Source organism: Aetokthonos hydrillicola CCALA 1050 (assembly GCF_017591665.1).
In the GTDB taxonomy this organism is placed as follows: domain Bacteria; phylum Cyanobacteriota; class Cyanobacteriia; order Cyanobacteriales; family Nostocaceae; genus Aetokthonos; species Aetokthonos hydrillicola.
The window spans coordinates 154310-170724 of sequence record NZ_JAAKGC010000004.1 but is presented as its reverse complement, the minus strand read 5'-3'; the positions used below and the strand labels follow the sequence as shown (position 1 = coordinate 170724).

Annotated in this window: 13 protein-coding genes; 7 read left to right on the top strand and 6 right to left on the bottom strand. The window is 40.4% G+C overall.

Annotation, left to right across the window (positions count from 1 at the left end; translation table 11 throughout):
- Positions 1-4: 4 nt before the first annotated feature.
- The 4 genes from G4P69_RS03615 (at position 5) to G4P69_RS03600 (ending at position 6015) form a co-directional block, all read left to right on the top strand.
- A complete protein-coding gene (locus G4P69_RS03615) occupies positions 5-298 on the top strand; it encodes a hypothetical protein (RefSeq protein WP_208345756.1) in 294 nt (97 codons plus the stop codon).
- A 277-nt stretch (positions 299-575) separates the two neighbouring features.
- Entirely contained in the window at positions 576-5186 is a 4611-nt protein-coding gene (locus G4P69_RS03610; RefSeq protein WP_208348496.1) for a beta strand repeat-containing protein, read from the top strand.
- Positions 5187-5315: 129 nt separating this feature from the next.
- Positions 5316-5573 (top strand): hypothetical protein, encoded by a 258-nt coding sequence (locus tag G4P69_RS03605; protein ID WP_208341479.1) that lies wholly within the window; start codon positions 5316-5318, stop codon positions 5571-5573.
- A gap of 37 nt (positions 5574-5610) precedes the next feature.
- Positions 5611-6015, top strand: coding sequence for a type II toxin-antitoxin system VapC family toxin (locus G4P69_RS03600; protein ID WP_208341478.1), 405 nt, complete (start codon positions 5611-5613; stop codon positions 6013-6015).
- A 23-nt stretch (positions 6016-6038) separates the two neighbouring features.
- Here the strand turns inward: G4P69_RS03600 and G4P69_RS03595 are convergent, their stop codons facing one another.
- From G4P69_RS03595 to G4P69_RS03585, 3 genes are all read right to left on the bottom strand, one after another.
- The gene (locus G4P69_RS03595; protein WP_208341477.1) at positions 6039-6620 is read right to left on the bottom strand and encodes a Uma2 family endonuclease; all 582 of its coding nucleotides are present in this window, start codon (positions 6618-6620) and stop codon (positions 6039-6041) included.
- 440 nt (positions 6621-7060) lie between these two features.
- On the bottom strand, positions 7061-8269 hold the full coding sequence (locus G4P69_RS03590; protein WP_208341476.1) for a hypothetical protein: 1209 nt from the start codon (positions 8267-8269) through the stop codon (positions 7061-7063).
- Between the two features lie 333 nt (positions 8270-8602).
- Complete coding sequence (locus G4P69_RS03585) at positions 8603-10255, bottom strand: NACHT domain-containing protein (RefSeq protein ID WP_243902364.1); 1653 nt, start codon at positions 10253-10255, stop codon at positions 8603-8605.
- A 311-nt stretch (positions 10256-10566) separates the two neighbouring features.
- Between G4P69_RS03585 and G4P69_RS03580 the strand changes: the two genes are divergently transcribed.
- The 3 genes from G4P69_RS03580 (at position 10567) to G4P69_RS03570 (ending at position 13425) form a co-directional block, all read left to right on the top strand.
- Positions 10567-11292, top strand: coding sequence for a hypothetical protein (locus tag G4P69_RS03580; protein WP_243902878.1), 726 nt, complete (start codon positions 10567-10569; stop codon positions 11290-11292).
- A gap of 299 nt (positions 11293-11591) precedes the next feature.
- Complete coding sequence (locus tag G4P69_RS03575) at positions 11592-12338, top strand: RES domain-containing protein (protein WP_208341475.1); 747 nt, start codon at positions 11592-11594, stop codon at positions 12336-12338.
- Positions 12339-12507: 169 nt separating this feature from the next.
- A complete protein-coding gene (locus G4P69_RS03570; RefSeq protein WP_208341474.1) occupies positions 12508-13425 on the top strand; it encodes a hypothetical protein in 918 nt (305 codons plus the stop codon).
- A 112-nt stretch (positions 13426-13537) separates the two neighbouring features.
- On the opposite strand, the gene G4P69_RS03565 is transcribed toward G4P69_RS03570, so the two are convergent.
- The 3 genes from G4P69_RS03565 to G4P69_RS03555 form a co-directional block, all read right to left on the bottom strand.
- Positions 13538-14416, bottom strand: a complete 879-nt coding sequence (locus tag G4P69_RS03565; protein WP_208341473.1) for an NAD(P)-dependent oxidoreductase — start codon at positions 14414-14416, stop codon at positions 13538-13540.
- 410 nt (positions 14417-14826) lie between these two features.
- Entirely contained in the window at positions 14827-16095 is a 1269-nt protein-coding gene (locus tag G4P69_RS03560; protein WP_208341472.1) for a class I SAM-dependent methyltransferase, read from the bottom strand.
- Between the two features lie 22 nt (positions 16096-16117).
- Entirely contained in the window at positions 16118-16399 is a 282-nt protein-coding gene (locus tag G4P69_RS03555) for a TMEM165/GDT1 family protein (protein ID WP_208341471.1), read from the bottom strand.
- Positions 16400-16415: the final 16 nt, after the last annotated feature.

Below are 16415 nucleotides of genomic sequence, written 5' to 3'. Positions count from 1 at the left end.
AATTATGCAAGAAGTTGCGAATTATATCCAAGAACTCACCAACCGTATCTCACCCATTGTGGAGAATTTATTTAAAGGTAGTAGCTTGTACATGGTGAGATTAAAAAAACAGGAAAGGATTGAACACTTAGTGAATCTTTTTGGTGAGTTTTCGCCTGAAGAATTTAGAGCTATCCGTGATGATGAATTGATACGTAGAATTGATAAACTTTTAGTTTTAGAAGCCGTTTCCGGAACTCTCAACGATTTGACTCCACAACAAATCAAAATTTTTGATGAGGCAGTGGAAGGAAGATAAATAGAGATTTTAAAGCTTGCTAGTGGTTAATATCAAGTTTAGCGCGATCGCCCTTCTCAGTAAGCATAAATACTTGTACAAAACTTCGTCAATCTTTACTAGCCAAGCGATCGCTTGACTTTTAAGCGTGAGTGATTAGCCCGAGATGAAATAAAAAGTTTTGATGAAGTTTTGTAAAAGAAATGACAGATAGCACAAAACACTCTATTGACTAACACTGGAATCATGGTTTACTCAAGACTGATTCTGCGTTAGGAAGATTTTTAGGAAGAGTGGAATGTTGCAAATCCAGACCAGTTGCCGTCGTGGGCGTAAGTTATTGGGAATTATTTTTGGTAGTGCTTGCGTATTGACCGCCCATTGTGCCGTAGCTCAGATTACACCAGATACAACTTTACCAAATAATTCTAGTGTCACAATCAATGGCAGCACCTTTAATATTACTGGCGGAACACAAGCCGGACGCAACTTATTCCACAGTTTCCAAACATTTTCTGTCCAGACTGGCGGTACGGCTTATTTTAACAATGGCTTGGATATTCAAAATATTATTAGCCGGGTAACAGGAGGAACCGTCTCAAATATTGACGGGATAATTCGTGCTAATGGTGTTGCGAATTTGTTTTTTCTCAATCCTAGCGGGATTGTGTTTGGGCGTAATGCTCAGTTAAATGTGGGTGGTTCGTTTGTTGGTTCTACAGCTAACGCCATTCAATTTGGCAACCTGGGAATTTTTAGCGCCTCCACCCCTAATACACCAACACCGCTATTGACAATCAACCCTTCAGCATTGTTATTCACTCAAACTAATCCAGGGGTGATTACCAATCAATCAATTGCACCCGCACAGCAGGATCTTACAAATCAAAATGTCACAGGGTTGAGAGTTCCTGATGGGAAAAGTTTACTGTTAGTTGGTGGAAATATCAACATTGATGGCGGTGGACTGCGAGCTTATGGTGGCAACATTGAACTTACTGGATTAGCCGCACCAGGAAATGTGGGATTAAATATTGTCGGGAATAGCCTCACTTCGGTTGTTCCTAATGGTGTAGAACGTGCAGATGTATCTCTCAACAATGGAGCAGAACTCAACGTTCGTGGTGCGAATGGTGGGGATATCAAAATTCAAGCGCGAAACTTGAACTTGGCAGGACAAAGTAAACTGCGAGCGGGAATTGAGAGCGGGTTGGGTACGGCAGATAGCCGAGGCGGAAATGTTGAAATTAACGCAACAGGCACCACAAATTTGACTGAACAAAGTTTTATTAGCAATTCTTTGTTAGAACAGTCCTCTGGAAAAACTGGTGATATTAGCATCACAACGGAGTCGCTACGCTTAAGTAATGGTGCTGCACTGAGTTCTACCACTTTTGGGCAGGGAAATGCAGGGAGTATATCTATCCAAGCAAACTCCGTTACCTTTGCTAACGGTGATATCTTTAGCAATGTAGAAAGTGGGGGTATTGGCCGTGGTGGGGATATTAATATCAAAGCTGGATCACTTACCCTGACTGAAGGCGCTCAATTACAAACTTCTGTAAAAAAAGCTGATGGAACTCTTCAGGCTGGACGTGGTGATGCGGGGAATGTCAATCTTGATGTTTCAGGTAAAGTCTCTATTACTGGGGTAAATAATGGACTCTCTAGTGCCATTTTTAGCGATGTGGGAACGGATGCAACTGGTAACGCGGGCAACATCAATGTTAAAGCTGGCTCCTTTGAACTCAGTAATGGTGCTCAACTAAGCTCTAGCACTTTTGGGCAGGGAAATGCAGGGAATGTCTCCATACAAGCATCTAATGCTGTTTCCCTTGCTGGGAAAAACACAGGCATCCTCAGCAATGTAGAAAGTGGGGGTATTGGTCATGGTGGTGATATTAATATCAAAGCTGGATCACTCACCCTGACTGAAGGTGCTCAATTGCAAACCTCTGTAAACAAAGCTGATGGAAATCTTCGAGCCGGACGTGGAGATGCAGGGAATGTCAATCTTGATGTTTCAGGTAAAGTTACTATTACAGGGGTGAATAATGAACTTCCTAGTGCAATTTTTAGCCGCGTGGAGACGGATGCAATCGGTAATGGGGGTAACATTAACATTAAAGCTGGCTCTTTTGAACTGAGTGATGGTGCTCGACTAAGCTCTAGCACTTTTGGGCAGGGGAATGCAGGGAGTGTCTCTATACAAGCATCTAATGCTGTTTCCCTTGCAGGAAAAAACACAACCATCTTCAGCAATGTAGATAGTGGGGGTATTGGTCGTGGTGGTGATATTAATATCAAAGCTGGATCACTAACCCTGACTGAAGGTGCTCAATTGCAAACCTCTGTAAACAAAGCTGATGGAAATCTTCAGGCTGGACGCGGTGATGCAGGGAATCTCAACCTTGATGTTTCAGGTAAAGTTACTATTACTGGGCTTCCTAGTGCAATTTTTAGCAATGTAGGGACGGGTGCAACTGGTAGTGCGGGTAACATCAATGTTAAATCAGGATCTTTAGAACTAAGTAATGGTGCTCAACTCGATTCCAGCACTTCTGGGCAGGGCAATGCAGGGAATGTGAATCTTGAGGTTTTAGGTAAAGTTACTATTACTGGGGTAAATAATGGATTTCCAACTGCAATTTTTAGCAATGTAGGGACGGGTGCAACTGGTAGTGCGGGTAACATCAATGTTAAATCAGGCTCCTTTGAACTGAGTAATGGTGCTCAACTCGATTCCAGCACTTCTGGGCAGGGCAATGCAGGGAGAATATCTATACAAACATCTAATGCTGTTTCCCTTGCTAACGGTGATATTTTCAGCACTGTGCAAAGTGGAGGTGTTGGTCATGGTGGTGATATTAATATCAAAGCCGGGTCACTCTCCCTGACTGAAGGTGCTCAATTACAAACTTCTGTAAACAAAGCTGATGGAAATTTTCAGGCTGGACGCGGTGATGCAGGGAATGTCAATCTTGATGTTTCAGGTAAGTTGACTATTACTGGGGTAAATAGTCAACTATCTAGTGCAATTTTTAGCAATGTGGAGATGGGTGCAACTGGTAATGGGGGCAACATCAATGTTAAAGCTGGCTCTTTTGAACTGAGTAATGCTGCTCGACTAAACTCCAGCACTTTTGGCCAGGGGAATGCAGGGAGCATATCTATACAAGCATCTAATGGTGTTTCTCTAGCAAGTAGTTACATTTTGAGTAATGTGGCAAAAGGAGCGGTGGGCAATGCTGGAAATATTAATATTCAAGCTGGTTCCTTTTCTTTAACCGATGAGTCTCAAGTTACTGCTAATAACCTTGGTGGGAAAGGTTCTGCTGGCAATATATTAATCAATACAGCGAATGATGTTTCTATCCGCAAGGGTGCTTTTGTAAGTGGTTTCTCGCAAGGTGAAGGAAATGCTGGTAAGATAACAATTCGCTCAGGGGGTGCTGTTTCTATTTCCGGACGTGGTGAAAATACAACTAGTGGGGTTGCTAGCGGCATATTAAGTCCAGGGATGGGTAACGCCGGTGATATTGAGATCCGATCACGTAGTTTTTTGTTATCCGATGGTGCATTCTTAAGTGGCACACCTCTAAGTGGTGCTGTAGGCAACGCAGGCAACATTTCGATTAGTACAATCGATGATTTCACCCTCAAAAATAATGCTTCTATAGAAACTTCCACCGACACACGAGGAAATGCAGGCAATATCACAATTCATGCCGGAGGGAATGTTTTTATTTCGCAACAAAGTTCCCTGAATAGTACTGTCGGACAAAATGCAGTTGGTAGTGGCGGAAATATTGAAATTTCCGGGCGTAATTTCTCCTTGTCTGATAAGTCTCGATTATTTACCCCAACTATTGGCAAAGGAAATGCAGGCAATTTCCAAATTAATACAACTGGTGATATTACTTTAACGAATGGCGCTCAAATTAGATCTGATACTGTTGGAATGGGAAACGCAGGAAATGTCACAGTTAATGCTGGTGGTACATTTTCTGTTGATGGCATAAGTTCTGATGGTTCTGTTAGCGGAATATCTACTCAAGTTGGTGCAGAACAAGGGTTTGTCGGTATAGGCAAGGCTGGAGACATTAACATTAATGCTCGTTCTATCAAACTAGATAATCAAGGTACTATTACCGCATCAACTAGCTCTGGTGATGGTGGAAATATTAACTTAAAAGCCGCAGACTATTTACTTTTGCGTCGTAACAGCAGCATTTCTACAACTGCGGGAACAACTCAATCTAAAGGCAATGGCGGTAACATCACCATCAATACCCCTTTTGTGATTGCTGTTCGTGGCGAAAATACTGACATCACAGCCAATGCATTCAGTGGGAGTGGTGGAAGAATCACGATTAATGCTGCTGGCATTTTTAACATAGCGCCCTTGAGTTTGCAAGACTTAAAAAAGCTACGTCCATCTGATGTAGATCCGCGTCAACTACCAACAAATAACATCACTGCCGTTTCTCAGCAAAACCCGGAGTTAAGCGGGGCGGTGCAAATCAACACACCTGATGTTGACCCCAGCAAAGGTTTGATTACCCTACCCACAGTCAGCGAAAATACTCCTAAGCTAGTCTCCTCTAGCTGCGCGGCTTTTGATGAAGCTAATGGTGGTAGTAACTTTGCTGTCACTGGACGCGGTGGTTTACCACCCAACCCTTACGAAACGCTGAGTTCTGATGCGATTTGGTCGGACACTCGTCTACCAGTAACCACAGCACAGCAACGTCCGCCCAAGACTCGCGCTGCTAAAATTAAACCTAAACCAATAGAAATTGTGCCTGCTACTGGTTGGGTGTTCAATGATAAAGGCGAAGTCACTCTTATTTCCTCTGTATCTAAGACTACTTCTAGTAGTACTCCAATGAGTTGTCCTGTGAAGTGAGCAAGCCTCTCGTGAACTGGAGCATCCCTGCTTATTGGAATATTATAGAAATGCCACCTTCATTGTTAACCTTTCTTTAGTAGAGCGATCAGGCTTGAAATAAGCGGATTTTAGATAGCGAGAAAAATAATGAGCCTTTCAATTGAGCGGGTTTTAAATGAAATCGATCAATTAAATTTAGTTGAACAAATGCAGGTATTAGAGCATTTGGTAAAGCAGATTAAGCAGTCTGTTGATTCTGTTGCAGTAACTCAAAAGCCTAAGCATAAGGTGACTGATTTTTATGGGATAGCTCCCAATTTGCTAGAGGGTGAAGATGCTCAACAATGGGTTTCTCAGATACGGGATGAGTGGGAAGAGCGCGAAGCATGGAAACAGCCTCAATGAAACTTAATGATGCTTTAGAGGATGGACTAAAGTTTTCTTGGATACTTCTCCTGTAATTTATTATGTGGAAGCTGTACCTGCTTTTGCTGAGGTAGTACGGGAGATATTTACTTTGATAGGACAAGGGCATATAGTTGGTGTGGTGTCTCCTGTAACATTGGCGGAATGTGTAACTTTACCTATGCGGTTGAGGCAGATAGAAGTGCAGCAGAGATTTATGGATTTGTTGACGGGAACGGAGGGGATTTTATTCGTGAATATTGATGCAGCAATTGGACAACAAGCAGCTGATTTACGGATCAGTTATGGGTTGAAGTTGCCGGGTGCTTTACAGCTGGCAACAGCTATTGCTGCTGGTTGTGAGGCTTTTTTAACAAATGATGTAGCTTTAAAGCGGGTGACAAAGTTGCGGGTTTTAGTTTTGGGTGAGTTGGAGGTTTAAAAGATGGGTGGGTATTCATTAAATTAACGGTTAAAAGTTTCGCTTAGGGATACATCCTCATAAACATCGGTTAGAGAACAAGAAAAATTCAAGCTGGTAAAGTGTAATTCTTGATTTCCCCTATAACTATAAAGCTCCCATCTGTTTTGTGCATTGCGCCGGAAAGAATCAACACGCTGACGGTTTTGACTGATTAAAACATATTCTTGCAACGTTTCTAATTCTTGATAGTCACTAAATTTATCACCTCTGTCTAAAGCTTCGGTGGAGGGTGATAGAACTTCAATAATTAAGCTGGGATAGCGTTTGAAATATTCAAAATTTGTATCTCGTTGATCACAAGTCACCATGATATCAGGGTAGTAAAAAAGATTCAGAGATTCGATGCGTGCTTTCATGTCAGAAACGTAAACACGACAACCAGTTCCGCGAATGTGATTCCTCAACAGGGTAACTAAGTTAGCTGTAATTGTTACATGAGCATCACTTGCCCCTACCATTGCATAAATCTGCCCTTGGATATATTCATGTTTAATTGGGCTAGATTTTTCACTCTCCAGGTATTCTTCTGGTGAAAGATAGGGGTAAGATTGGCTAACAGTCATACAACAAAATTCTTATATTTTTTTCATAAAAATTAACAGTTCAATCAAGAGGAGGATAGTCCCTCCAGTGAAGTTTTTTTGTTGATTATAACCCAATACGGTTCAGTTAACTCAAATCTTGCACCTTTCAATATAAATACTGAATTAACGCCACAAAAGTATCGAAGATTGAACTATCAAACATTCGTTTCCATTCCTCTTATAGAGGAATTTAGCTTTTAGACAGGGATTTATAATCCCTGGCTAATTTAAATGCAGTCACACAATCAGTATCGTCGCGGTAGCATTTATATTTATCATTTTATTGGTGCAAGATATGAATCAACCCAACCTACGGAACTTCTTTAACTTAAATGTATTGGATTATAACCCATATTCCGCACCCATAACTGTCACAAGTTATTAGCAATTGAAGGTGTACCTTGACTTTAGACGCTGCGTTACGGCTGAGCTGATACAGGATTATTATTAACTTTATTCTCTGCTAGTTTGTCAATTAGGCTTCCTTCAAAACTATAAATTGTTGACATAATGCTGTCATGAGGATTGTACAATAGCACCTGCTTCATTTCATCTAAATACTCTAAGATAGCTTCGCGCATTTTTGGTCTTTCTATCTGAGCAGTATGGTAGTTATCCCATATATCCCAAGCAAGGATACCCACAGCAGCTAAAGGATCTATTAACTCTAATCCTATAGTTGAAAGAGTAGGAAGCGAAAATTCAGTTGCAACCTTACCAGCAGCTTTAGTTGATATTTTTGCAGTAATCTTGGCACCTGCTTTTGTTGCTGCAGTTTCTGCAAATTTGGTAGCTAGTCCGCTGCCCAGTTTTACTGTAGCTTTACTTAAAGGTAAGGCAACTAAATATTCTGTTCCGCGTGATAATACTCTTAGTGAGAGATCTTGGTTATTACCTGTACTATCCAGGATGGTTGTTGACACTCCGCTGAGGTATCGCTCCCAGTCAGCTTGAGGAATTTTATATTCGCTTTGGATTCCTGCTAGTTGTTCACTCAGTTTAGAGACATAAGTATTTATAGTCTCCCGAGTAAACCGTTCTAATTTAATTTGTGCTATTTCTGGTTTTAATACACGCCTTGTGAATTCTCTTTGAAATTCCTCAGTGATCTTCTGTGCTTTTTGTTCTTGTGCCGTTGGCTGATTTGGATTGAAACTACGAGCGATCGCTGACGAAAAGTCCGTGATCATAGCTTGAAATCCAAGATCCAGTTGAGTAAAGTAATTAAAGTACCAATTTAAGAAGTCGTTATCGACACGCTCTTTCAATCGATTCATCCATTCATCTAGTTTTTCAGACGCATACTTTTCAGAACTAGCACGTGCATTCTTAAGAGCAAGTATGACGTCACGATTGATTTGAGGAGGAACTGATGGAACGGTAATTACCACTCGTCCATGTGTTGTATCGCTAGATGGTTTAGAAATATACTTTCCTCCTATACTGCCAATAGAAATTCTGCCCCATACACTAACTACAACAATCAAAATAACTACTGTCCAAATTATAGGGCTGATTGATTTAAGAAACTGACTCACTGCAAGAAGTCTGTGAGTTTTTTCAGAATAAGAAGCTTGATTATTTAACGATTTTTCTTCTGGAGACGGCTTTTGTTCATCGTTTACCATTGTTATTTGCCTTATTTTGAATTTTGAATTGTTTTGACTACACATCCTGATTTATGGCGAAGACAGCGCAACCAAGAACCTTTTTTAATCTGTAGTCTAGTCAATACTGCACGGGTTTTGCCAAAAACTTAAATCTAATGTAGGTTGGGTTGAGGAACGAAACCCAACATTTATCGGCATTTGTTGGGTAACGCTTATGCGCTCTACCCAACCTACAATTTTCCAAAACCCGTGCAGTATTGGTAGTGTAGTTTATCAACGAAAGTTTTTGGTAAAAGTAGACAGTATTGCGTGCGAGGGTGGCTTCTTTATTTGCTGCTATTCATCCTTACTCTACTTAGAAGGTGGGGAATGTCGCGAATTGGTTAACTGCAACAAATAATCTGGGTTTGGTAACATTTCTAATGTAAGCGAAAATACATTCTGCCAGCGGTTTTCAGTAATATGAGTAGCTAGGTTTTCCAAAGCTTTTTCAGCTTGGGAAGATCTAGAGGAAACAATTTTTCGGGCAACAAGATATTCATGTAAAGCAATAAAAGGAAAGGAGTAAATCCCTTTTGCTTGCTCAATGAGTAAACTGTGGTGCGCTTCAATAGATTTTAAAATAGCTTCAGTATCGATTTGCAGTGCTTGTGGATCAGTGTTGGCATCAGGAAGATTATCAATATAGTCCCTAATTTGCTGCTCTAGGACTTTTTGTTTGAAGAAGCGATCGCCTTTCACAAAAGTACTCCAAGCAATCTCGCTCAGCAAGTCTTCCTTCCTCTCACCAGAAAGTCCTTGATATGCTTGGTTTCTTTGTATACACCGCTTCGCATCCCATTTCTTCAGTAACACATCCAGTACTTCTTTATAAAGTTCTGCAAGATTAACAGGAAAATCGTTTCTTTCCTCAAATACTAAGCACAGGAGGACAAGTAGTAGAGGGTTAGTCGCCAGTTCTTTAAGTAATTGATTTTCTGCCAGCTTTTGCAAAAAGTTAATTGTTGTTTTTGAGCGATACCATTTAGCTGCAAAATCAGCAATCTGCTGCTCATCAAAACCAGCAACTTCCACTTCAGTGAAAGACTCAAAATTATATTCTACTGCTGCAATGCGAGAAGTGATAATAAAGTGATTATCTGGAAAACGGTCAGAAAACTCTCGAATCTCCTTGAATACCCGGTGGGTGTCCTCGTTTCTAACTTCATCCAATCCATCAAGTAAAATCAGCGTTCTACCATGACTTAATAATTGTTTTGTTACTGAAACGTCAGTCGAGTCCTTATCTTGCTCGCCATTGACCACAAAAATGGAGATATACTCTAATAACCCTGGATTATTTACAGCCTCAGCAAAGTCTTTTAAGGAAACAAAAACTGGTACTCGATGAGAATGAAACTCACCTTGAAGGCATTGAATTGCTAGATACCTTAAAAACGTAGTTTTACCGGCTCCTAGTTTTCCCAAAATTATTAACTTGGGATATTTCTCAACTGCTTCCAGTCCAGATATTAATAGTCCAGAACACTCCCTTGTTGGATCTTGTACTAATTCATCTATTTCCTTGCGCCGTCGTCCAGCGATTTTATCCAATACATTGACATTAGTGTAGATATCCTTGAGATTTACTGGCTTGTTCATATCCAACACCCGGATCGGGCTACAACGCATTAGAGTACTTTTGTAGATTGTTGCGCGTACACTCTGAACCGCGTTATCAATTTGACTACTACTTGCTGTATGGTTTGCATTTGGGAGAGATGATGAAGCGACGATTTCATCCCAGTCTAAGTTAAGCCTTTCACAGATTAAGACAAAAATTTGGCGATCAACTGGTTTACCTTGGAAAAATTTGCTGACTGGTTGACGGGTAATACTGAGCCCTGCTGCTAACTCTGTCTGGGTGAGTGAATAACGGATGAGTGCAGCTTTTGCTTTTGTAATACCTTCAACAGATGCTTGGAGCGATCGCCCAGTCATTTTCAGTTGCTTGTCTAATCTCAACGACAGTTGTTACCTGACTTTAGGTGATTTGCGAGAAAGAAAATACCTGGGGAGTGCGAGTTTCGACTTCGCTCAACTCACGATCCCTCAGTTGGTTGAGCGAAGTCGAAACCAACGGCGGTGGTATATTTATTCGGTGTAAATCACCTTAGTAGTACCTCTACAGATTATCATGTAGAAGCTCTCAAAAGTCATACATATCTTATACCTATATCATACAAAAAATAAGCCCTAATCTTACCGAAATTCATACAAGAGAGTGCGAATCTAGAGGAAAGAGGAATTGGACATCTCTTACAGTCAACCAAAACATGTCCAAAATAGTAATTATGTACTATGACCCTCAAGTAAAAATAGATAGTAATGTTAACCAAGGTAAGAATATGACTGCGATTACTTTAACAATAGATGCTCCTTTTACAGAGCCAGTAACAAAAAAAATACACACTTCTAATACAAAGCCTGTAACTCAGCAGAGACTTGAACTCATAGCAAAAGCTGTTCAAGTACTCAACCGTTTAAAATCTGATGAGATTAGAGACTTGGTTGATCAAATTGATCAAATGGTTAATCGACGTCAGATGTCTCAGGTGGAAACTGAGTTAGCAGCAAAACTTGGTGTCGAGCCAATCGATGATCAAGAGCGACGAGAATTAGAAAATTCTGCCTTCAAAAACTTCTTTGAATGGAGACAAGAATTACTCAGAAACTCATTAACAGCGAGTGAAGTAGCAAAACTCCTAAATACGAAAAGTCGCCAAACACCTCATGATCGCCTGAAAAAGAACAGCTTAGTTGCGATTCAAGATAATGGCGTGTGGAAGTTTCCGTGTTGGCAATTTGATCCTAAAGGTCCCGATGGTGTAGTTGCTGGATTACCAGACGTCTTAAAGGCTCTCGACGTTCCCAATTTCTCAAAGATTAGTTGGTTAACTCAACCAAACCGAGCATTCAATGGACTTAGTCCTCTACAAGCCTTAAAAAATAACCAGAAAGATGAGGTACTTAATGAAGCAAAATCTGTGGGAATTATATAGCCAAACTGCTTGAGCGAGAAAATTTTACGAAGAAATACTGCTACTTCTTGAAAGTAAGGCAAATTTTTCCGGAATTACTTAGGTACGCTGTGAAGCTAGCTAATGACAAGGCTGTTAGCTTAATATTAACTAACTCTTAACAAATCTAAAACTGTTAAGGCGTTTTCTACGAAAAAATATCCCCTCTGTTGCGAGCGTCTTGCTCGCTAAGCGGGCTTTCATAGCCGTACTACATCGGGTAATTTATTTTCTGGAATGCTCCTAAGTATCAAAATTTTGTCAGTCAATCAGATTTAGGAGTGAACAAATTGGTAAGAATCATTTTGCCCTCACATTCTACCCCTAACCATGCTAATCCTCAATTTTATACTATAAACCAGAGTACAAAACTTTATAAAATTTTTCGTCTCAAATATTGTCCTACTGCTGTTTCTTTTCGTTTTTGGGGTCCACATTCTCGTTTCGACCATCATCGAGGAAATCCTCCTGGTGTTGACTATGAGCCACTCAATTGTGAGCCATGTGAAGACTCAGAACGCGGAATATCTTACGTTGCACCTAAATTTTCTAGTTGTCTTGTTGAAGTTTTTGGCGATACACCAGAAGCTGCACAAATTACACATGAGTACCAGTTTGCTATCCTTACTCCTAAAACTGACTTAAAATTACTCGATATCCGAGATAGCGGTGCAATGCTAGCTGGTGCAAACGAAGCGTCCCTAGCAAAGTCGGAGAAACGTCCTGTTACTCAAGTTTGGTCACGCTATTTTTATGAGCAACAAGAAACATACACCGAAGTTCAGGGAATTATTTACCGAAATGCTCATAATAATGAAGAAGCAATCTCATTTTATGAGCGTGCTCAACATCTCCTCACCTGTTTACCAGAAGATACATTTCCATTAGGATCTCCTCATCTGCGGAGTTATATTCTCAGGGCTGCAAAGGATAATAACATCAGAGTGATTTTTCCTGAATGGTCAGAACTTACGAATTTACATGATTTTCAAAAAATGACTCGTACTTATGCTAAAGCCAATAAATAGAATTCAGAATTCAGGAGTCAGGAGTCAGAATACGCAACCCATACGGGGATGGCGTTTTATAGATATATTCAACCTCTGTTTCGGTAAGGAGTAGACAAGGTTTTAAACCAATAATCATTCTGACTCCTGAATTCTGTCTCCTGACTACTTTATATATAGAAGTTAAGCTATGGATACTAAATTAGATACAAAAGCACAGAACGGTAAGATTTTCCCGGAAGCAGTTGAATGGGTACTAAAACAGATTGTGGTTCTTCCGAGAAATTGGTTAATTATTACCACTATTTTTATAGTCCTCAGTACATTTCAAATCAGCAAAGACAAACAACTCTCGATAAAATTTCAGGTAACGAATACAACAGCAATTTTTCTGGCACTGACTTGGTTACCATCTGTGTTAAAGATTTTCGCTTTATCTGGAGGAGCGCTCAAGACACCTGGGGTAGAAATTACTAACTCAAGTGTGGTACCTATATTACAATCCTTAAGTTCTGATTCTCTAGGGTTTCTTATTGAGCAGACTAAGCAGGGAGAAGATGTAGCTCCCCTAACACAGCAACAGGAGGTACGCAAAGTCCGTCACGAATGTCAAAAAGTATATGCATCTCGTTTTTCTGGATCTGAGATTCGACAGCAAATGGAGCGTTTAGCTGAACGTTATAAGGAAGTGAGAAGGTTGATGCCTTCTAGTCCACAGCGTACATTTGAAATGGAGTCTATAACTGGACGATTGCGTGCTTTAGCCCCAAAAGTCGATTTTTCTGCAAAAGAGGTTCTTGACTTTCTGCAATCAAGCGATCAAGGGAAGCGATTGCAGGGACTTTCCATTACAGAGTGGTCTGGAGATCCGATTTATTTTGAGTCAGTTCTACACATTATCAATTATTCTCAAACAGCATTTGAACAAACTAGTGCGTTGCGAGCTGCGCATAAAATGATACCTCAGCTTAATGATGAACAAAAGAAAGACTTGCAGCAAGTACTCACTAATCAGCGTGATTACAACCCTGATGAGAAGCGTTGGATTAAACCTGATTCTAACCGTTGGACTATAAGCGATCGCATACTATCCGCACTACAAAGTTAATAAACTACTACGGCACAGCGTAAATAAACCAACCATCTCAAACAGCCATCAGCCTTGATTTATAACACTTTTGACTTTTGACTTTTGAATGCTTGACTTTCGCGCAGCGGCGCTACTCCTCTAAACTCATTGAGTCTGAATTGATTGCACAGAAGAGTGACGAATAATCGGCATTTGCCAACGACATTTTAATCGCCGCTTCCAAAACTTGCTGTACCCCCTCAATACTACTGACATTTAAATCCACTGATTTGGCTTCAGTAATAAACAAATCAGTATCTTTCATCAAGTGTTTCGTTGGAAAGTTAGGATTACCATAATTACCATCTAGCATCCGTTGCAACTTTTTATCAAAAGTTGGTGCATAAAGAGCGCTCTCTCTCAAGATTTGCATAAACAAATCTACATCAATACCCTGACGCTGAACAAAACCTAGACTCAGTGCAAAGCTAGTTGTCAAAGAAGCAATAAGTTGATTTAAGGCTAATTTTAGTGCAGCAGCAGTTCCTACAGGACCTACATATATAGGATCTGGACCGAAATTTTTTAATAAATTTAAATAGCGTTGATATTGTTCGGGGTACGCACCCACCATAACAGTTAGTTTACCAGCCTCTGCTTCTGGAATGCTGCCTAGCACAGGTGCTTCTATATACTGCGCACCAGCAGTAACTACTGCATTTCTAATTTCTTTACTTTCTGTAGGCGTAATTGTCCCCATTTGGATCACAGTGCGTCCTACCAGATTTGACGACGACCCATCTGAAAGTAGCACATGATAAATAGCCATAGCATTAGTTAGCATCAATATGATACAGTCAGCAGCGCGAATTGCTTGGTGAGGACGTTCCACTGTTTCAGCACCAGCCGCTTTTAGCGGTTCTAGTTTTTCTGGAGTACGGTTATAAGCAATTAGCGGTATATTTGCTGCTAATAACCTTTGAGCCATCGGCACTCCCATTAGTCCAGTTCCTAGAAATGCCACCTTCATTGTTTACCTTCCCTTAATAGAGCGATCTCTTTACTAATTTAGTAGGAAATAGGCAGAGAAAGAGTAAGCCATAAGGCAAAATGGGTTTTAGTTAGTAAGAATTCAGAATTCAGGAGTCAGGAGTCAGAATTTTGACTCCTTGTTGAATTTTTGCATGGGACGCGGGCTTTCGGGCCCGCACTACAATAATTTTACGTTTCAGTCCTGTAGAATATAGCTGCAAATTAGCTGTATCAACCGCCTGCTGCAAAAGAAGCCATAATCAATACAGAAAGTAAAATACCGGGCGTTAGTAAGGTAATTAGCATCAAAAAGTCATGAGCAGACATAGTTATTAGCCTTCTATTTTTTTGATTATGATCACTGCTGCTATGTTAGCTAATCTGGACTTAAATAGAAAATCTGAACGTTTAAATCTGCTCTGGTACAATAAGCCCTTTTAAGGGTTGTGTACCTTCTATATTAGTTAGACCTTTACTTTGAACAAGCACACCAAAGCCTCCTAGTCCCATCGGATCTAAGAGTTGGTGTAGTGCATCTCGGCGACGCAGTACGTCAGATAATGGCTGCTCTTTATGGGAGAGTTTTGCGATGCGATCGCCTAAACCCAACGCCATTAAAAACAATCCTTGTTGAGTAAAGCCAATATTATCTAATCCGCAACGCTCACCCCATCTCTCCAAAGCAGTAAAATCAATATGGGCGGTTATATCTTGTTGCCCAATATTAACATAGGGGTTATTGTGGCGCTGATGCTGGTAATAGCACTGTAGTGTTCCTTGCGATCGCCTGGGATTGTAGAAGCGATTAGCAGGATAGCCATAATCTATTGTTAATATATAACCACGTTGTAAGCGCTCTGTTACCGTACTTAACCAATGTAAAGCTGCTAAATTCACTTCACTGCGGTAACCATCTGGATAAGTATTTGGATCAAACTTGACTTCAATCAAATCGAAATATTGAGTTATTTCATTCGTAGAGAGTTCTCCGATAACCTCTACAAATTCAGTTCTTAGAGGTTGTGTAACTTGCTTAGATGATTCAACTTCACTTGCTGCTTCCTTGCTCGTAGGCACAGAAGATTCATGCCGAGTGGTTACATACACTTCTTGCAAGTATCGTTGTTGTAGAATAAACTGATGAACTGGCAAAGCGTCCACCAATTCATTAGAAAAAAAGCAACCAGTTATTGATTGGTTTGGTATCTCCTCAAGGTTGCACCAGCGTACAGGATATTTTCGTAAGCGTTCCTGTTGTTCTTGTCTTAAAGCATTTGACTTTTCAGCAATAATATAATCAACTGCTTTGAAAAAAAATGGATGCTTCTGCTCAATAAAGTTCAGAATGTCGAGTGCTAACAATCCTTGTCCAGCACCCATTTCCACCAAAGAAAATTGGCTGGGTTTTCCTAAAATTTCCCACATTTGGACAAATTGCACTGCTAGCAGCTCACCAAAGTCAGCACCAAGATGCACAGAAGTGAAAAAATCACCCTGTTTTCCTAGGTTAACTGCCTTTGTGGAATAGTAACCATGAACCGGATGATACAGCACTGTATCCATGTATTGCGCAAAGGTAATTCGCTGTTGAGGACTTTGAGCAATAATGTGTGCAATTGCTTGACAGAGTGCTGAATTGGAATTGCCAGCAGGCAATGGTAGATTATGAGAATTCATACATAAAGTTAGATCATATCAACTAATCGCTTTCATTAAGAAACAGTAAGCGTATAGCAAGAACAGCAAATCCAATTGCTGCGATCGCCTTCAATAACCTTGTTGGGAAAAATTCTGCAACGACTCCCCCAGCCAAAGCACCTAATAAGCTAGTCAAAAGTAATGCGCAAGCTGTACCTAAGAACACAGCGCGGGGGGTAGATTGACAACGACTAGAAAGCGCGATCGCCGCTAACTGACTTTTGTCACCTAATTCTGATAAAAAAACTGTAATAAAGCTTAATCCTAAAAGATGCCAGTCCATAATATTTTAGAGTCCG